The sequence below is a fragment of the Gracilimonas sp. genome (assembly GCF_031581265.1).
Lineage (GTDB): Bacteria > Bacteroidota > Rhodothermia > Balneolales > Balneolaceae > Gracilimonas.
In genome coordinates this window covers 1-17,772 of the sequence record NZ_JAVLBQ010000020.1, presented here as the reverse complement: position 1 = coordinate 17,772, position 17,772 = coordinate 1, and the positions used below count along the sequence as shown (strand labels likewise).

13 protein-coding genes are annotated in these 17,772 nt (G+C 41.6%); 11 read left to right on the top strand and 2 right to left on the bottom strand.

Annotated elements, in window-relative coordinates; all coding sequences use genetic code 11:
• The first annotated feature begins 398 nt into the window (after positions 1–398).
• The 5 genes from gcvT to RI561_RS08430 all read left to right on the top strand — a co-directional run bounded on the left by gcvT (position 399) and on the right by RI561_RS08430 (position 6,607).
• Positions 399–1,499 carry a glycine cleavage system aminomethyltransferase GcvT gene (gcvT, locus tag RI561_RS08450; protein WP_395079796.1) on the top strand — a complete coding sequence of 367 codons (1,101 nt, stop codon included), beginning with the start codon at positions 399–401 and terminating at the stop codon, positions 1,497–1,499.
• A gap of 15 nt (positions 1,500–1,514) precedes the next feature.
• The gene (locus RI561_RS08445) at positions 1,515–2,252 is read left to right on the top strand and encodes a 2-phosphosulfolactate phosphatase (RefSeq protein ID WP_395079795.1); all 738 of its coding nucleotides are present in this window, start codon (positions 1,515–1,517) and stop codon (positions 2,250–2,252) included.
• A complete protein-coding gene (locus tag RI561_RS08440; RefSeq protein ID WP_395079794.1) occupies positions 2,245–4,770 on the top strand; it encodes a DNA translocase FtsK 4TM domain-containing protein in 2,526 nt (841 codons plus the stop codon). Before RI561_RS08445 ends, RI561_RS08440 begins: the two co-directional genes overlap by 8 nt.
• 70 nt (positions 4,771–4,840) lie before the next feature.
• Positions 4,841–5,476, top strand: a complete 636-nt coding sequence (locus tag RI561_RS08435) for an outer membrane lipoprotein carrier protein LolA (protein ID WP_395079793.1) — start codon at positions 4,841–4,843, stop codon at positions 5,474–5,476.
• Between the two features lie 78 nt (positions 5,477–5,554).
• Positions 5,555–6,607 (top strand): lysylphosphatidylglycerol synthase transmembrane domain-containing protein, encoded by a 1,053-nt coding sequence (locus RI561_RS08430; RefSeq protein ID WP_395079792.1) that lies wholly within the window; start codon positions 5,555–5,557, stop codon positions 6,605–6,607.
• Between the two features lie 153 nt (positions 6,608–6,760).
• Here RI561_RS08430 and RI561_RS08425 read toward each other — a convergent pair whose 3' ends face one another.
• Positions 6,761–9,175: a penicillin acylase family protein gene (locus tag RI561_RS08425; RefSeq protein WP_395079791.1), complete on the bottom strand. Its 2,415-nt coding sequence runs from the start codon at positions 9,173–9,175 to the stop codon at positions 6,761–6,763.
• 356 nt (positions 9,176–9,531) lie between these two features.
• Here RI561_RS08425 and RI561_RS08420 point away from each other — a divergent pair, with 356 nt between their 5' ends.
• The 3 genes from RI561_RS08420 to RI561_RS08410 are packed head-to-tail and all read left to right on the top strand — an operon-like array spanning position 9,532 to position 12,848.
• On the top strand, positions 9,532–10,539 hold the full coding sequence (locus tag RI561_RS08420; RefSeq protein ID WP_395079790.1) for a TolB family protein: 1,008 nt from the start codon (positions 9,532–9,534) through the stop codon (positions 10,537–10,539).
• A 45-nt stretch (positions 10,540–10,584) separates the two neighbouring features.
• Positions 10,585–10,920 (top strand): hypothetical protein, encoded by a 336-nt coding sequence (locus RI561_RS08415; protein WP_395079789.1) that lies wholly within the window; start codon positions 10,585–10,587, stop codon positions 10,918–10,920.
• A 50-nt stretch (positions 10,921–10,970) separates the two neighbouring features.
• Positions 10,971–12,848, top strand: a complete 1,878-nt coding sequence (locus tag RI561_RS08410; RefSeq protein WP_395079788.1) for a M36 family metallopeptidase — start codon at positions 10,971–10,973, stop codon at positions 12,846–12,848.
• A gap of 166 nt (positions 12,849–13,014) precedes the next feature.
• Here RI561_RS08410 and RI561_RS08405 read toward each other — a convergent pair whose 3' ends face one another.
• Positions 13,015–13,911, bottom strand: a complete 897-nt coding sequence (locus RI561_RS08405) for a dimethylarginine dimethylaminohydrolase family protein (protein ID WP_395079787.1) — start codon at positions 13,909–13,911, stop codon at positions 13,015–13,017.
• A 205-nt stretch (positions 13,912–14,116) separates the two neighbouring features.
• On the opposite strand from RI561_RS08405, the gene RI561_RS08400 reads away from it, so the two are divergent.
• The 3 genes from RI561_RS08400 to RI561_RS08390 all read left to right on the top strand — a co-directional run bounded on the left by RI561_RS08400 (position 14,117) and on the right by RI561_RS08390 (position 17,682).
• On the top strand, positions 14,117–15,310 hold the full coding sequence (locus RI561_RS08400; protein ID WP_395079786.1) for a D-alanine--D-alanine ligase family protein: 1,194 nt from the start codon (positions 14,117–14,119) through the stop codon (positions 15,308–15,310).
• 66 nt (positions 15,311–15,376) lie between these two features.
• On the top strand, positions 15,377–16,807 hold the full coding sequence (locus RI561_RS08395) for an ABC transporter substrate-binding protein (protein WP_395079785.1): 1,431 nt from the start codon (positions 15,377–15,379) through the stop codon (positions 16,805–16,807).
• Entirely contained in the window at positions 16,807–17,682 is an 876-nt protein-coding gene (locus RI561_RS08390) for an NAD(+)/NADH kinase (RefSeq protein WP_395079784.1), read from the top strand. The genes RI561_RS08395 and RI561_RS08390 overlap by 1 nt, the downstream gene beginning before the upstream one ends.
• The last annotated feature ends 90 nt before the right edge of the window (positions 17,683–17,772 follow it).

Genomic DNA, 17,772 nt, shown 5'->3' with positions numbered 1-17,772 from the left:
CATTGATGGTATACATTTTGGGCTAAGAGGTCCGGGCCTGAATTCCCATAAAGGAATGTTGGAAACGAGTTTAAGGAATAAAATCATATCACACCTTGGCGAGAACACCCCGCGAAACTCAAAAAAGGAAAGCTTTTTTGAGTTGACCTCCCCTCAGGAGGAGCCTTCTCAATATTAAATCGGTCGCTCGGTCATTTGCTATTCTGTATAGTATGATTTGCGATGGACGAAAGATCAATTTGCGACATATTCGCATACATATAAAACATTCCCAAGAAATACCTATGTTTAACCGATTTTTGATTAACAAACCCTTACCTTTAGTCCTGCTGAGGTAGAAATTTCGGGATGTAAAGCAGCTCCTAATTTCATTATTAAACACAGATCTAACTTCTTACATGCCAAAGAAAACGCCATTTTACGACATTCATGAAAAAGCCGGTGCCAAGCTGGTAGATTTTGCGGGTTTTGAAATGCCTGTTCAATATGAAGGGATTAAATCGGAACATGCAACCGTTCGTGAAGCTGTTGGTATTTTTGATGTCTCACACATGGGTGAATTTTACATCCACGGCCCGGAAGCGCTCGACTTGTTGCAGATGGTTACGGTAAACGACGTTTCAAAGTTGGTTGAAGGCAAAGCACAATATACGTGCATGTGCTATGATGACGGTGGCATTGTAGATGACCTGATCATCTATAAATTATTCGATGATATGGGATATATCGCCGTTGTAAATGCTTCTAACATCGACAAAGATTTGAATTGGATTTTGGATAACAATTCTTTTGATGCTGAAGTCAAAGACCAATCTGATGATACTTGTTTATTGGCTGTTCAGGGGCCTAAATCGGTAGAAACTCTTCAGAAACTCACAGACCTTAACTTAAGTGAGATTGACTTTTATTCGTATAAATTAGGAAGTCTGGCCGGAATGGAAAACGTTGTGTTTTCAGCAACAGGATATACCGGCGAAAAAGGGTTTGAGCTTTATTTTGATAAGAATCACGTAGATCCTGAAGCTGTTTGGAATGCCATTATGGAAGCAGGTGAAGAATTTAATATCGAACCGTGTGGTTTGGGAGCCCGTGATACTCTGCGACTCGAAATGGGTTTTGCATTGTACGGAAACGACATCACTAAAAACACCCACCCACTGGAAGCCAGGCTTGGCTGGATTACCAAATTTGATAAAGATGATTTTATCGGCAAGGCAACCCTTCAGCAGAAAAAAGAAGAGGGATTAAACAGAAAGCTTGTTGGATTTACCGTGGAAGGAAAACGCAACATCCCGAGACAGGGATATGAAATTCAGAATAGTGAAAGTTCCAAAATTGGTGAGGTAACGAGCGGTACAATGTCCATCACCTTAAATAAAGGTATAGGAATGGGTTTTGTGGAAAAAGAATACGCCGAGGAAGGCACAAGTATTCAAATTGTGATCCGAAATAGAACCGCGGATGCCACTGTCAAAAAACCTCCATTCATTAAGAAATAAATCAATTAAGAGTATATGCCAGCATTAAATTACATAGATGTTTTCTTTTCGGTACAGGCTTTTCAGGAAGAGGAGTTGCGTGGTAAATCTGCTGTTATTATCGATGTTTTGCGAGCCTCCTCCTCTATCACCACGGCAATAAGCAGTGGTGCTAAAAAAATTATTCCCGTTGCAGATATGAGCGATGCCATGAAAATCGCCTCTACCATGGATCAAAAAGACTACCTGCTTTGTGGAGAAAAAAATGGTTCTAAGATTGAAGGCTACCACTTGGGAAATTCACCCGCCGAATATACTCCGGAAGCTGTTGAGGAAAAGACCCTAATCTTCAATACAACCAATGGTACCAAAGCTATTAAAAAGGCAGCTCTTGCCAGCGAAGTTTATATCGGCAGCTTCCTCAATCAGCAAAGTATTTTAAATATCCTGGATGAACATGATGATCAGGTTGTATTAATTTGCTCCGGCTGGCGGGGAAGACTTTCTATTGAAGACACCCTTTTTGCCGGTTCAGTACTGCATGCTCTTTCTGATGGCAAGCTTCCGGATTCGGCTACAGATGGGGCAAAAGTCGCATTTGGTCTTTACGAAAAATTTGGGGATGATTTAGTGGGAGCCATCAGAAAAAGTGATCATGCAAAAAGATTGGCTGAACTGGTTCCAAATGACGATATTAAATTTTGTTGTAAAGTAAATGAATTTGATGTACTTCCCGGAATGCGGGATGGAATTCTGACAAACCTGAATGGCTAAAAATAAATCAAATACATCTACCGGAAAAGCGGGCTTAGATCCTGACCGCAAGAAAGAGATCATTGGCATAATTATACTGTCAATTGCTGTGTTATTGGGGCTCAGTATTCTCTCCTATACACCAGAAGATTACCAATATGCACGCAGCATCTCTTTTTTAGATCTTTTCAACCCTGATGCCAATTCACGCCTTGTCCAAAATTGGCTGGGCCCGGTTGGCGCATACATATCTCATTACCTGGTTCACAGCCTTTTTGGTTACATGAGTATCATCTTGGCCCTCATTGTAGGCTATCATGGCTGGCACACTTTTAGACGTCGTGATTTTAGGGAACTGGGATGGCTGACAGTTTTAGCCATTTGGGGCATGGTTTTGCTTTCCACTTTTATTGGATGGCTAAGCTCCAACGCCGGATTTCCTGATGACTCCATATGGAGCGGGGCTGCCGGAATTGCTATTGCACAGGTGATGTACAATATCACCAACATTGGTTCCATCATCATCCTTTCGGTATTGATGTTGGTAACCATACTCATGCTCGTAGACAGGGATCTTCAAAAAACGATCGATAATGTGAAGTTATGGATAGAGAGTGTACAGGAGAAACTGGAAGAACGTCGCGCAGCCCGACAGTTACGCAAGGAGGAAAAAGCCAAAGAACGAGAAGAAAGACTCGCACAAAAACGTGCCGAGAAAGAAGCTCAAAAAGAAGAAACATCCGAAGACAAAGATGTAAAGAAAAAAGAAACTACAGAGCCTGAAGATGAAAAAGAACCTGTTAAACCTGTGGCTTCAATCGATGAAATTGTAGAAAAATCGGAAGAAGAAGATCAGAAAAAACGAGAGCAGGAAAAAGAGCAGGTTAATACGCTCGATACTCGGCAAAGAGCCTCTCTTGAGAAAGAAGAAGAGATTGATGACGATGAGGATGATATTGAAGTCTCGGTTTTTGTAGGTAAAGGCGAAGAAGAAGCGGACGAAAAAGATTTAGAGAAAAAAAACCGGGAAAAAGCCAAAGAAGAAAAACCAGTTATCAAATATAAATTCCCAAAAGTTGATTTACTTGACCCCCCGCCTAATGAAGGGAATGAAGTTGATTTGGATGAGATCAAGGAAAACAAGCGCATCATCCTAGATAAGTTAAAGCGTCATAAAATTGAAATCGTTGGGATAAATGCGATCGTTGGGCCTACAGTCACATTGTATGAATTGGAGCCGGCTCCGGATGTCAAAATCTCCAAGATTGAAAGCTATTCCAATGACCTGAAGATGGCTACGGCCTCTAAAGGATTACGAATGCTCGCACCCATTCCGGGAAAATCAGCTGTTGGAATCGAGGTTCCAAACAGCACGCGAGAGACGGTTTTTATCAAACAGGTTATCAATACCAAGAAATTTGTAGAAACCAATTTCACCCTGCCTATCGCATTTGGTAAAACGATTGAGAATGAGGTGTTTATGATCGACCTCACCAAAATGCCCCACTTGTTGATTGCGGGTGCAACCGGTTCCGGTAAATCGGTGGGAATTAATACCATCATTACCTGCCTCCTTTACAAATGCCATCCGGATAATCTGAAGTTTGTGATGATTGATCCTAAAAAGATTGAACTTTCACTGTATCGCAATATTCAGAACCATTTTTTGGCTATGCTGCCGGATTCTGACGAACCCATCATCACAGATACTTCCAAAGCTCAGGAAACACTGGAAAGCTTGTGCAAAGAAATGGACGAGCGCTACGATCTGCTCAAAATGGCTATGGTTCGGGATATCAAATCGTACAACGAAAAATATAAAACCGGTGAACTGGACGATGAATTAGGACACCGGCATCTGCCCTACATCGTTGTGATTATTGATGAACTTGCCGACTTGATGATGACCGCCGGAAAACAAATTGAAGAACCCATTGCCCGACTTGCTCAGCTGGCTCGCGCCATTGGGATTCACCTGGTGGTAGCTACCCAACGCCCTTCAGTAAACGTAATTACAGGTACCATCAAAGCAAATTTCCCCGCACGAATTGCCTATCAGGTAGCTTCTAAAGTAGATTCTCGCACTATCTTAGATCAAGGCGGTGCCGACCAACTGATTGGAATGGGCGATATGCTTTTCAACAATGGAACGGGATTAACGCGTATTCAAAATGCGTTCGTTTCTACGGAAGAAGTTGAAAAAATAAATGAATTTATTGGAAGACAAGCCGGCTACAAACAACCGTTTCATCTGCCTATTATAAAAGATGATACCACAGACATTCCTGATCCGTTAGATGATATAGACGAATACTTTGAGGCCGCAGCCAAGCTGGTGATTTTGCATCAGCAGGGATCGGTTTCATTGTTGCAGCGTAAACTGAAAATCGGTTATAATCGCGCCGGGCGAATCATAGATCAATTATTTAATGCAGGCATTGTTGGACCATATCAGGGCAGTACGGCACGAGATGTGCTTATTGATGACGAAGATGAATTACAGGAACTTCTGGACAATCTGGACGAGTATGAGGGGTGACAGTTTGCAGTTAGCAGTGAACAGTGAACAGTTTTCTCTGAGAGCCCTCGTTCCGAACGTCTCGTTCGGAATGCATATCGGAAGCTTTGCCTCCAAAATGTTTGGCAAAGGTATATTTTTCGTTTTAGGATTTTTATTTCTCACACCTAATCTGTTCGCCCAAACTTCTTCTTTCGATCAGCTTAAACAACGCTTTGATTCCGGGGAGGTTTTTGCAGCTGACTTCGACCATATTTATACTGATTCTTATACCGAAGAATCTACCAGCAGCTCCGGTAATATCTGGATTGATGAAAATCGATATAAACTACAAAGTGAAGGACAAACTATTGTAGTTGATGGAGAAACCTCCCGCGTTTATGATGCTAACAGAAACCGGGTCATCATTGACACTTACAATCCTGAAGATGACGATTTTGCTCCCTCACGAATGCTAAGTGGTATCGATTCAACCTATTCGGTTTCCGAACAAAGAGAAGATTCGCGCACTATCATCACGCTCACTTCAAATGATGATTTTTCCGTATTCACGCTCGTTGAAATTGTATTAGATAACCAGCTTCGCCCACAGCGTATTACTGCCTGGGATATTTCAGATAATGAAATTGTAACTACATTCAACAACGGGCGCTTCCTCAATCCTGAATCCGGATTATTTGAACTCGACTACCCAGAGGATGCCGAAATTGTGGATATGCGTTATTAATCTGGTTAATGGTTATTTGTTATTCTTCAATATCATTACAACACAATCCTTTATAATCAATACAAGAACCATTAGCGAATGGACCGGAAAAAGGTTTTAAAAATTACTGGTAGTGTACTGCTTGGGATATTATTCCTTTGGCTTGCTTTCCGAGGAATTGAATTTTCGGAAGTTATGGAATCGGCCCGGGGAATGACCTGGTGGTGGTTGACTCCTTTTACTGCAGCTACTCTTTTTGCACACTATATTCGCGCCCTCCGCTGGGAAATGCTGTTCACCAACAAAGAAAAAACACCTTCTAAAATCACACTTTATACCGGCGTGATGTTTGGCTATCTCGTTAATATTCCTCTGCCCCGTGTAGGCGAAGTAGCAAGACCGGTATATGTGGCCCGACAAGTAGGAGAAAGTAATTCCAAGATCATCGGTACTATTGTATTGGAGCGCGTAGTAGACCTAATTGGAATGTTACTTTTGATGGCTTTTGTTGTTGTTTTCCTGATCGCTGATCCGCAAGTGCTTTCACGTTTGTTTGGGATTGATATCACCAATACGGACACACAAATTGACCTACTTTTAACCCTGGGAATTTTTGGGATTATTGGACTCTCTGGAATTGGACTACTGTACTGGTTATTCAAACTTGCTGCAGAGAAAACTGAAGGGAAGATCTTTGAAATCGTAACCAAAATTCAAAAGATCATAAGAACTTTTGTGGATGGGGTTTTAGCTATTCGCGAACTCAAAAACTGGCCACTTTTCATCTTTCATTCCGGCTTGATCTGGGTGCTCTACATTTTTATGACGTATGCCGGATTCTGGATGTTTGACATGCAGACAGAATTTAATCTTGGCATTACCGAGGCTATCGTTTTAACGGTTGTCAGCGCGGTCGGCATTTCTATTCCAACGCCGGGGGGAATTGGTTCCTATCACCTCTTTATTACTAAAGCGCTTTTCATTTTTTATGGTGTTCCTGAGGCCACTGGACTTGCCTATGCCACTATTTCACACGCTGCTACGTTGTTGATTATCTTCATTTCATCTCCTGCTCTTTTAGCTATCGATAAGTTTTTGGGAATGAAGAACGAAGGGGATATTGAACAAAGGACATCCGACGTTCAACGGTGAACCTCTTCACTGACTCGCTCCTGATGCTCTGCGTCGGAGCGAATGATATAGGCAATTATCTCATCATTACCCTTGTAACAACATATTGCTCCTACGGAGCAGGGTACCAATTATTCTCTTTTCCTGAGCTCGATTAAAAGCTTCAAGAAGTTGTCACCCCTCACTCTTCATTTCGATTTTATATAAGTAGTCAGTTGGTTCATCCCGCATAAAGTTTAGTTCAAATAGCTGTCCGGTTCTCCAGTCTTCTACCATATCATCGTAAATGGGTGAGCCTGGATTTCCAGATTGTCCGCCGGGATATACACCCCAACCTTTAACTTCAGGGCCTAACTCTACCACCATTCTCCATGAAGGGCCATGTGTTCCACGAGTAGCATTGATCGCCTCGGCCGCACCACTGCTGAATAGGTTTTGTGCTCCAAACCCGGGAATATTGGCAATATGATCCACATCGTTATCTATTAAATATCCCCATTTCCAATTTTCATGGTCATCACCATAGGCATCTGCCAATCTGCTTATAATTTCTTTATAACTTGCTGTCACTATTTCTTCCAATGCTTCCTCTTCCGGAGTATTAATATTGTCAAGAAACATCATGTCCGGTTCTCTTTTAATCACTTCCACAAAAATATCTCGGGATGGATATCTCAGCTCTGCCGCTAACGAACTAAACTCATCATTGAACACATCGTAATAAAATTGATTGAACCAGTTCTGATATACTGTAGGCTGAATGAGTTCGGCTTCCATCATGAAATCCCAGTTTCGCATCATCTCCAAAACCTCCATTTCTGTATCAGATAGATTTTCCGTATCAGTCCATGCTACCATTTCAGGAATGATGTTGGAAGCGTTGTAGGCAAAGTTATCCATCTGCATATTCTGCATATCTTGTGGGGTGATATTCTCCATTTCTTCCAGCAGATCATTAATACGCCGGCCCCGTTCATAGGGAGCAAAATCATCATCCAGGTAATAGGGATAATCGGGGGCAACCGATTCTTGGTTGGCTGAGCTCACAAACCCCCGTTCAGAATTTATAATATGAGGATTTTGATCGGTCGGAATCCAGCCTTGCCAGTCATAAGTTGGGTCAGTCCCATCGCTTACCGTTCGTCCCTGATGCTCCCACTTTTTCGGGAGTTTACCTGATATCCACAAAGCAATATTACCGCCCGTATCCGCAAATACAAAATTTTGAGCCGGCGCGGTATAATTGCTAACTGCTTCTTTATAATCTTCCAGGTTCTCCATCTTATTAAAACCATAGAACGTACGGAGGTCATTAGAAGCTTCGTGGGCAATCCATTTCAGCGCATGGTACACCGGCTCTCCTTCTCCTGTTGCCGTTTCCACTTCAAACACCGGCCCGTGATGAGTATATATGACCGTATCCAACACGGTCTCTTCTCCCCGGACTTTAATTTCCTCCACCCGCTGCGTCGTTGGCTTCCATTCGCCATCGTGAAAGTATTCCTGCTGACTTTCATCGCGGAATTGAATTTCATACCAATCCATCACATCAGAGCCAACATTTGTAGTCCCCCAAGCGGTCTGCTCATTAAAGCCAATGATGATTGCGGGTGAACCTTGCAGAGTCACGCCATAGGAATTGTATCCCGGCGCTGACAATTGCATCTCATACCAAATAGAAGGAAGGGTAAGCCCAAGGTGAGGATCATTGGCCAGAATGGGATAGCCCGACGCTGTTTTCTCACCACTGACTACCCAGTTGTTACTGCCAATTCCTTCCGGATGCGGAAACGGATCAATCACCTTAGAAACGGAAGGTACAAACAATGAATCCGGCTTTTCCGGAATATCAGCTTCAAAATTCCATTCCCTCGATGGAGGAATGATGGGATCATTGAGTTCCGGCTTTTGGGTAAAATATTTCTCGATGAAATCATCCCCAAAATATTGCAGGGTGTTACTGGTACGGACATCATTATGTCGACCGGCCAGCGTTCGGGTCATATTCTTCAATAAATAGGCCGTTTTTTTAGGCTCCCACTGCTCCGGTGACATATCCAAAATTTTATACTCTACGGGATAATCTGCCGGAGAAAGTTCATTGATCAAAGCATTTACCCCTTGTGAGTATGCCCCCAAAATACCTTTTATCTCAGGGTCTTCCGAGATGGCTTCCATTGCTTTTTCTGCACCGTAAGCCATTCCCATCCGGCGCGTGTTTAAATCTCTTGGTATAGCCTGAGGGCCCACAATTTCAGCCAATCGACCGGCGGCATCATAGGTTTGCATTTCCATTTGAAAAAGGCGGTCGCGAGCTACGATATAACCTTGCGCCATAAAAAGGTCGTGTTCATTCTGAGCAAAGATGTGAGGCACATTCCGGTCATCAAAATAGACGGTGACTTCATTCTGTAGTCCCGGAATTTCCAACGACAGAGATTCTGATTCTGACGTTACAGCATTCGCCCAGAAACCTGCATCCGGATCAAAAAACTTTCCCAACGGCGGAACGGCTCCGAATTTGGTGTTGAGGGAGATTATTAGGGTAATAAGGATGAGAAAAGATATTCCCGACTTTACATAGTTCATGGGGGAAATTTTAAATGCAAAATGTTAAGTGTTAAATGAACACCCCACATTTAACACTTAACATTCAAAATTACAACACTACCAGAGTAACATCTTCATACAAAAAACAGAGCCGCCGCTTTTGAGGAATTCATAGGTGCTGAATTTGTATACTTTAAGGGCAACTTCTCTTAGTTTAATCTCCATTTAGGGCCGGACACCCTACCTTAGGCTCCCCCTCTAACTTCGAAGCAAATACCCTTTTACTCATATCAGCCATCCAGCAGCCTTGCTCTGAAGAAAAACAAAAACCATTTTCTAATTTGCAATTTTTTAATGGTTTATATAGAATAACGAAGAGAATTAAAGTAAGGGATATGAAAACAATAAAGGTCTTTAAAAGAATTAGTTTTGTCACGCTCATGATTGTTTTTGGGGCTTGTACCCTGTTAGGGGAAAATGACTCAGAGGAAACCCCGCTTGAAGATCCGCCCCCGGTTGGCGGAAAACTGGTATTTTCCATGGAAGACTCAGCGACGGAGCAGCGGCAAATCTTCACCATGAACATAGATGGCAGCGAGCTAATCCGGCTGACTGATAATCGCCGTGCATCGGGGTATCCTGCCTGGAGCCCGGATGGCAACCGAATTGCATACTCAACGGATCTAATTGAATGTTCTGGAGATCCGTGTGTTTACCTAATGAATGAGGAAGGCAGTGGAAAAGGTCCCATGGGAATGAGTAGTCCATACCCAGATGATGAAATTACAGGTGCGCACTCTTCTTGGGGTCCAGATGGAAACATGATTGCTTTTAATCGATGTCTGGGCTTTCCGGGTTGTGGCTTTGTTTCCGTATATGACTTGGAAAGTGATTCACTCAAATACATAAGTGGGGGATGGTATCCCTCATGGAGTCCGGATGGGGCATATCTTGTGTATTCTTCCGGAAGAGCATACCAGGATGAGGAGGAAGACCACTGGCGGGAAGATTTGTATCTGGCTAATGCGAGTGGTAAAGGAGAAAGTTTCCGGCTGACCACTTTAGGGGAAGACTACGAATGGTTTGAATGGATCAGGGAGAATGAAGTTCTTTTCTTGCGCCACAACCATCAAACAGATTTAAAAGATGTAATTCTTATTAATATTGATACAGGTAAACGGGAGACCATTGCCAGAGATATAAAAGTGGGCTACCTGAAGGAGGTGCTTTGGTATCCAGAAGGAGAAAGTCTGTTTATAGTAAGCTATGATTTGGAGACCGGGGAACTTGTTTTTGACTTATACAACCTGAACTGGAGGCATATTCAAAACTTCCGGTTAACTGAACTTGATGCAACCGTGGACGATATTGATTGGCATTATGAGGTAGAGGCCAATTCTTAGCATAAGTAAAATTTACAATTTTAAAATCGAAAATAGGGGGTTACAATGCGTATCAACTATAGTACCATATTCTTAGTAACAATCCTTGCCATTTTAATTGGAGCCTATAACTTATATGCTCAAGATGGAAACACGAATAACCGTGAAACTGAATGGAATTCATTTGAAGCAAAGGAGGGAATTGAATGGAACATAAGATGGAGTGAGGGCAAAGACGTACCGCGAACTATTGTTGGTGGACTAACCAAGGGCTACAGGGGAACTCCCGAATCAATAGCTCGCCAGTTTTTAACTGAATATCGGTCTTTATTTTCGATGAAGGAAGGGTTAACAGATTTACGACACGTAAAAACGTTAACCCACAGAGGGTTCATCATGTAACATTTCAGCAATATTACAAGCAGCTCCCGGTATATAAGGCAGAGTATAAAGTGCATATACGAGAGTCAGGAAGGGTAGATATGGCAAATGGTCATTATTACCCTGGTGTTTCAATATCAGCCACTCCCTCGATTTCAAATACCAAAGCAAATGACATCGTTAGAAATGATTTAGGGTTAAGTGAACAAGATACATTTGACTCAAAAACTAAATTGTTGATTTATCCTTTTACCGATAGTACCGTAACACTGGCATATGAAGTTGTGCTTAATGCTTTTAATCCGTGGAAGTATATCGTTGATGCGAAGGATGGAAAAATTATAAAAAAAGCCCATCGTTTTAATCAGTATAACTTTGCAAATACTGATTCGAGTAATAGTCCTATGAACATGATGACTAATTCCAAGAATAAGAATAATACATCGGGAGTACCAATTGCAACCGGAGAAGGAACCGTTTATAAAGAACACCCTCTTAGAACGCTAAACACCACCATAGAAGATTTACCCGGATTAGATGGTAGTGGATATTTGAATGGAGAATATGTTGATATAGAAAATACAGAGGATCCCGATGCCTACAGTTCTTCGTTAGAGTTCCATTACGATGATGCATATACGGTAACGAATTTTGATGGAGTAAGTATGTATTACCATATAGATACTTTTAGAAGAGATTATATTGAAGGACTTGATGTAGATAATAATCTATTTGAAAAAATTGATGGAAGAGTATTAGGTGGCGTTGCTGAGAATGGTGCCGGTTCTGAAGCTAGATTTGACTGGCCCGGTTTTTATATAGAAATGTCTTTTCCCTTCACCCGAGAAGATAAAGTGGTATATCACGAATATACCCATGCAGTGACCAGCTATATTGTAGGGGAAGGACTAAGTTATTTTGATGATGAACAAGGGGCCATTAGTGAAGGATTGTCTGATTACTTTTCAGGTTCATTTACTGGCCGTTCATTAATTGGTGAATATTCTGAAACAGAGATAGAAGGGGTCTCATTTTCTAGAGATATGAAAAATCCTGATAAAACCCATTATACTGAGGTTGCAGATGGGAGCGGGGATTTGATTGTTGGTAAACATGCTGGTGGGGAATTTTTTTCGTCCATATTATGGGATATTCGCGATGAAATAGGCTCATCTGATACCGATGAGATAGTCTTTGATGCATTGTTCAGAATGAGTTCTTCTTCTGATTTTTTGGAGTTCAGGGATGCTATGATTGCCGCGGATCAAAGTTTATTATTTGGCAATTATATGGATGAAATTGGATATGCATTTGCTGATAAAGGAGTCGGGAGTTTGCCCGATTCCCCAAGTATAACAATTGATATTTCAGGAACACACCCTCAAATCGATTGGAATGCAGTAAGCGGGGCCGATTCTTATAATATTTACCGGGATGCAGAAACCGGAGCTTCAAGTTGTGGGGATCTGGATGATTTTTATTCCTCATGGTCCATTTCAAATACGAATTGGACCGATTATTCAGTATTTATTGACCCTCAGGAAGATATTTTAGTTTGCTACTATGTAACCGTCGTTGATAATGACTTAGAGTCCTATCCTTCAAATCGTGTGGGAACCAATGGAATGGCTCCCCTCAAGAGACTTGAAAAGCCGGAGGTTGATCTGCCCGAACAGTTTGCACTGCAAAATAATTATCCCAACCCTTTCAATCCCACTACTGAAATAAGATTTAATTTACCAGAAGACTCAGAGGTTTCTATTAGGGTCTATAACATCATGGGACAGGTAGTGTCAGAGTTGGTACATACCTATAAAAAAGCCGGATTTCATAAGATCTCCTTTGATGCAGAAAATTTAGCCAGTGGAGTCTATATCGCGAAAATGAATGCCACGGGGACATCCGGAGAAGTATTCACAAAAGAAATCAAAATGCAACTGATCAAATAACGTTGCTTGGTTTGTCCTTTTAACCAAATTTCAAAACACTATAACCTTTCTAAGTTGTCAGCCCATTTGCGACATTCCACGGCTTGCCAACTCGTGCATTATTCAGAATCTCCCAACTACATCAATTTTTTTATTATGGTCATCCGTAACATTCAAAATTACAACACTACCACAGCAACATCTTCATACAGAAAACAGAGCCGCCGCTTTTGAGGAATTCGTAGGTACTGAATTCGTGGACTTTAAAGCCGGCATCTTTCAGTTTATGATTTACATCCACGCAGCCCTGCTGAATGAATACATTTTTGCCATCGGGACAAGTGGCATTGCAGGCAAACAGTTTTTCAGCCTCATACTTTGACGCTTCAATCACATTTTTAAAGATCGTCCTGATGAGTTCCAGTCCTTCATCCGTAAACGCTTTTGGGTAAATGAGTGCTGTTTCCGAATCCAGTATGCAAAGGCAGGTATCAAGATGGTAAAATCGCTCGTCAATAAGTTCCAATGCGATTACGGGAGTATCAAAAGTATCTGAGATCACATCATACACTTCTTTGGAAGAGCGGTAACCATATCCGCCCCAAATTAATCTCTTCTCGAAGTGCCAGAGGGCATCCCCCATTCCCTCAAAATCACTAAAACGATCCTTATCCAAATGGACAATATCGTAGCTACTTTTTTCATAGACTTCTTGTATGTAGGGCACTTCCCCTTTACGTTGGTCGGAATGCATTACCCCCATGATCACCTCTTTTTTCCCTTCTTTGGTGATATTCGGCAAGCTTTGATTGGCACAGAAAACCATATCAGGGTATCCTCGCTTGCCCTCCTGCACATGTACATATAACCCCAATTCTTCGTAGGCACTTTTCAAGTGTTCCCATTCATTTTGGGCCTGAAGTTTGTCAACATCCCCGATATTTCCTTCCATATGGGGATTGATCACATATTCTACAGAAAAGTAGGTCGGTTTAACCAGCAACACCTTACCGGGAGCCGGCATATCCTCAAGATCGGAAAGTGAAAAATCTAATTGGTTAACAGATGTGATTACCTTACTCATGAGCTTATATTTTGACGATTGAATAGGACGGCAAGTATTGAAAATATCCCAATACGGAACAAGTTCAAGTTTACTATAATAAAAGAAAATAGAAGCTGGAATTCAGAACTCAGAGGGTATCAAATATTAAGTTCTGATTTCTTTTATCTCTTCTTAACAATTATCCGTAAACAATACTATTTTCGCAGAAACAGAAAATCCGTTTATGTCACAAAAAAATCTCATTGTCGCCTTTGGGGGGATGTCTCCCGAACACGAAGTATCCGTTTTAACGGCTATTCAAGCTATAAGTGCGCTCGAAGAAAGTAACTACAATTGCATTCCTCTTTACATCACCAAATCCGGACGGTGGCTAACCGGAGAAAAATTGCTGGATTTAAGCAACTATAAAAACTTATCACAGCTTGAGGCCGATTGCACTTCCTGTGCTTTTGTAAAAGACGATACCGGGAAAACTTTTCTGAAAGAACAAGATGGCGGCGGCTTTTTCTCCAAACCCAAAAGTCAATCCGTCTATGCCGTTCTGTGTGCATTCCATGGAAGTGAAGGAGAAAACGGGTCGTTTCAGGGCGTGTGTGAAATGATGAATATTCCTTATTCTGGCAGTGGGGTTTTAGGTTCTTCGTTGGGTATGGATAAAGTAAAAGCCAAGACGATTGCTACCTCAAACGGAATTCCCGTTACAAAAGCCGTGAATTTTTATGAAAGTGATTGGGAAAAAGAACAGGATGACATCATCACTGTGGCTGAAGAATATGAATATCCGCTGATTGTAAAGCCTGTTTCTTTGGGGAGCAGCATAGGAGTAGCCATTGCTGACAACAGGGAAGAACTCATAGACGCTGTCGAAACTGCTTTTCGTTATGATGCCCACTTACTTATTGAAGAAGCCGTAAATCCCCTCATGGAAATCAATTGCTCGGTGATTGGAACTCCGGATGACTGCCGGGCCAGTGTTTGCGAAAAACCATTGGGACAAACTGAAACGCTTTCATTTGAGGATAAATACCAGAGTGGTGAAGGTGGTGACAAAGGAATGGCCTCGGCCGACCGGGTTATTCCAGCTGATATTTCTGATGATCTCACCAAGAAAATTCAGAAACTCGCAGTTAAAACATTTTCAGCTTTAGATGCGGCAGGACTGGCACGGCTCGACTTCCTTGTAAATGCAAACACAGAAGAAGTCTATTTTAATGAAATTAATACCATCCCGGGCTCTTTTTCTTTTTACCTGTGGGAAGAATCGGGATTATCTTTTGATGCATTGCTCGAAGAGTTGGTTGATATTGGGTTGAAGCGACATCGGCAGAAAAATGGCAGAATCCGTAGTTATGAAACCAACCTTTTGAGTGAAAAAGCTGTACAGGGAATAAAGGGGCTAAAAGGTTCCAAGAGTTAGGTATTTGCTGACATGGAATTATTTCAGGCCTGATAATTTTACCTTTATTAAAGAAGGACGTGTCCTATGAAAAATGTACTGCTACTTTTATTCTCGATGGTGATAATGATTTCATGTGGTAAAGGACCTGAAACAGTCACCGTCAACGCCGATAATTCTAATTTATTTAGTCCAACAGATTCTATATCCGCTGAAACAGAAACCTCAGAAGATGAAGAATTTATTCATATTAAGCTGGGCGAAATTGCTAAAATTGAATCACTTGATCCCCTTTTTGCTACCTCAAACAGTGAATTCAGGATATTGAACCTGGTTTATGACCGACTGGTGAAACTACATTTGGACGGAAACATCGGCCCTGCATTAGCTAAAAGGTGGACCGTAAGTAATAACTCTACACAATATACTTTTCATTTAAGATCGGATGCTTTTTTCCATGATTCTCCTGTTTTTGAAGGTAATACAGGACGGAAAGTGGTTGCATCGGATGTGAAGTATATTTTTGAACGTATGGCACAAGCCAATGTTCCCGGTTTCGCCTCTCGTTATTTCAATGATATCAGAGGGTTTAATGCGTATCAAAATGAAAACGAGTATGTGAAGAACCCAGAACTTAGAGTTATAAATTCTATCGAGGGTATTCGGGTTCGTAATGATTCTACAATTAGTTTTATTCTAAAACGGCCATCCGGAAATTTTTTAACCCGTCTTGCTCATCCAAGGGCATCAGTATACCCGCGTGAAAACGTCCCCTCATCAAGAGCTACCATTCAACAGGCAGCCGGAAGTGGAGTGTTTCGATTTATTCAACATGAGAACAACAGCCACCTATTAACAGTCAATGAAGATTATTTCGGACAAAAACCCAGTATTAATCGCTTAGATGTTATTTCTGGTTTATCTGAGCGAGATTTATTCCAGGAATTTGCCAGCACTAATCTGCATGCACTTATTGAACTTAGCCCATCTATCCTTACAACCGTAGCGGATTCTACAGGAACATTACAATCAAGCATCTATAAAAATTACGCGCTGCAATCCCCCTCCGTTTATTCTTATTATAACCTTTACTACAACAGGGACTCAAATCAAAGACAACAGGCATATCACCTGCTTAAATCTTTAAATTCCGATGATTTACTAAGTAGTCCGGCTTTGGGTTCTATAAGCACCTACATCCCCGACTCTTTAACAGTCAATGAAACAGACAGTGTTCAACTTATATCTACTCAAACTGAGCATCCTTTCGAAATGTATCTATTAAATAATCTTGGTCCGGTAGCCAATAGCTTAGGCTATACTTTTAGTATGAGCCCGACCTATGCCATAAATAATATCACAGCTTTTAGCACCCGACCATATTCAAATGCAAGACCAATTTTATCTTGGAGAGCACCGTTGTATATTCTTCATCATAACTCTGTTTCAGGTATTAAAATTGAGGCAGCTCCATGGAATCTTGATGTATCATCCATTGAATTAAACGAGGTCAATTAATGAAATTGGGAATTATAGCCAATCCAAAGAAGTATGAAGTTCGGGAAGTACTTGAAAAAACCATTAAATGGGCGGAACAAAAAAACATCTCTCTATTCATAACCACAGGAACCTGTAAAGAAACGGAGCTTCCTGAGAGTTCAGCAGTTCAGAAAACTGGTACCGATGAAGAATCCATAGCTGCTTGTGACTATATTTTTGTTGTTGGCGGAGACGGAACCATCTTATACACTGCACGGATTTCTAAAGATATTGGCAAGCCCATTTTAGGGGTGAACAGCGGACGACTTGGTTTTATGGCAAACACCCAAATTGAAGATTTGGAACGAGCGTTGGAATGTCTCCTTAAAAACGACTTTGTGCTCGACAAACGCTCTTTTTTGAAAGCCACCACCGAAGACGGTACTACCTTTCATGCCTTAAATGAGTTCCTATTCACTCGAAAAGATTCTATTTCAATGGTAAATGTCAGTGCCGAATATGACGGAAGTCTTATTAATACCTATTGGGCAGATGGATTGATTGTAGCTTCACCAACTGGCTCTACGGCCTACAGTCTTGCTTCTGGCGGGCCCATTGTTGCTCCGGGCACGGAAGTTTTTTTAGTAACGCCCATTAATCCGCACACCCTTACTACACGGCCACTGGTGTTAAATTCCAATCATCCCTTAAAAGTGACCATCGAGAAACAAGAAAATGAAGTACTGTTTTCTTATGACGGACAGGTACACGAGATTGAGTCATTCCCCTTTAGTATCGAAATTTTGAAATCAGATCTTACCTTTAATCTCATTCATTTACCCGGGCAGGACTATTTTGAAACGCTTCGCAACAAGCTAATGTGGGGGATGGATCGCAGGAGAGTTAGCAGTTAGCAGTTAGCAGTTAGCAGTTAGCAGTTAGCAGTTAGCAGTTAGCAGTTAGCAGTTAGCAGTTAGCAGTTAGCAGTTAGCAGTTAGCAGTTA

Excerpts from the sequence above, each read along its gene's own strand:
- gcvT (WP_395079796.1), top strand. The coding sequence starts at position 399 with ATGCCAAAGAAAACGCCATTTTACGACATTCATGAAAAAGCCGGTGCC.
- RI561_RS08445 (WP_395079795.1), top strand. The coding sequence starts at position 1,515 with ATGCCAGCATTAAATTACATAGATGTTTTCTTTTCGGTACAGGCTTTT.
- RI561_RS08440 (WP_395079794.1), top strand. The coding sequence starts at position 2,245 with ATGGCTAAAAATAAATCAAATACATCTACCGGAAAAGCGGGCTTAGAT.
- RI561_RS08435 (WP_395079793.1), top strand. The coding sequence starts at position 4,841 with ATGCATATCGGAAGCTTTGCCTCCAAAATGTTTGGCAAAGGTATATTT.
- RI561_RS08430 (WP_395079792.1), top strand. The coding sequence starts at position 5,555 with ATGGACCGGAAAAAGGTTTTAAAAATTACTGGTAGTGTACTGCTTGGG.
- RI561_RS08425 (WP_395079791.1), bottom strand. The coding sequence starts at position 9,175 with ATGAACTATGTAAAGTCGGGAATATCTTTTCTCATCCTTATTACCCTA.
- RI561_RS08420 (WP_395079790.1), top strand. The coding sequence starts at position 9,532 with ATGAAAACAATAAAGGTCTTTAAAAGAATTAGTTTTGTCACGCTCATG.
- RI561_RS08415 (WP_395079789.1), top strand. The coding sequence starts at position 10,585 with ATGCGTATCAACTATAGTACCATATTCTTAGTAACAATCCTTGCCATT.
- RI561_RS08405 (WP_395079787.1), bottom strand. The coding sequence starts at position 13,911 with ATGAGTAAGGTAATCACATCTGTTAACCAATTAGATTTTTCACTTTCC.
- RI561_RS08400 (WP_395079786.1), top strand. The coding sequence starts at position 14,117 with ATGTCACAAAAAAATCTCATTGTCGCCTTTGGGGGGATGTCTCCCGAA.
- RI561_RS08395 (WP_395079785.1), top strand. The coding sequence starts at position 15,377 with ATGAAAAATGTACTGCTACTTTTATTCTCGATGGTGATAATGATTTCA.
- RI561_RS08390 (WP_395079784.1), top strand. The coding sequence starts at position 16,807 with ATGAAATTGGGAATTATAGCCAATCCAAAGAAGTATGAAGTTCGGGAA.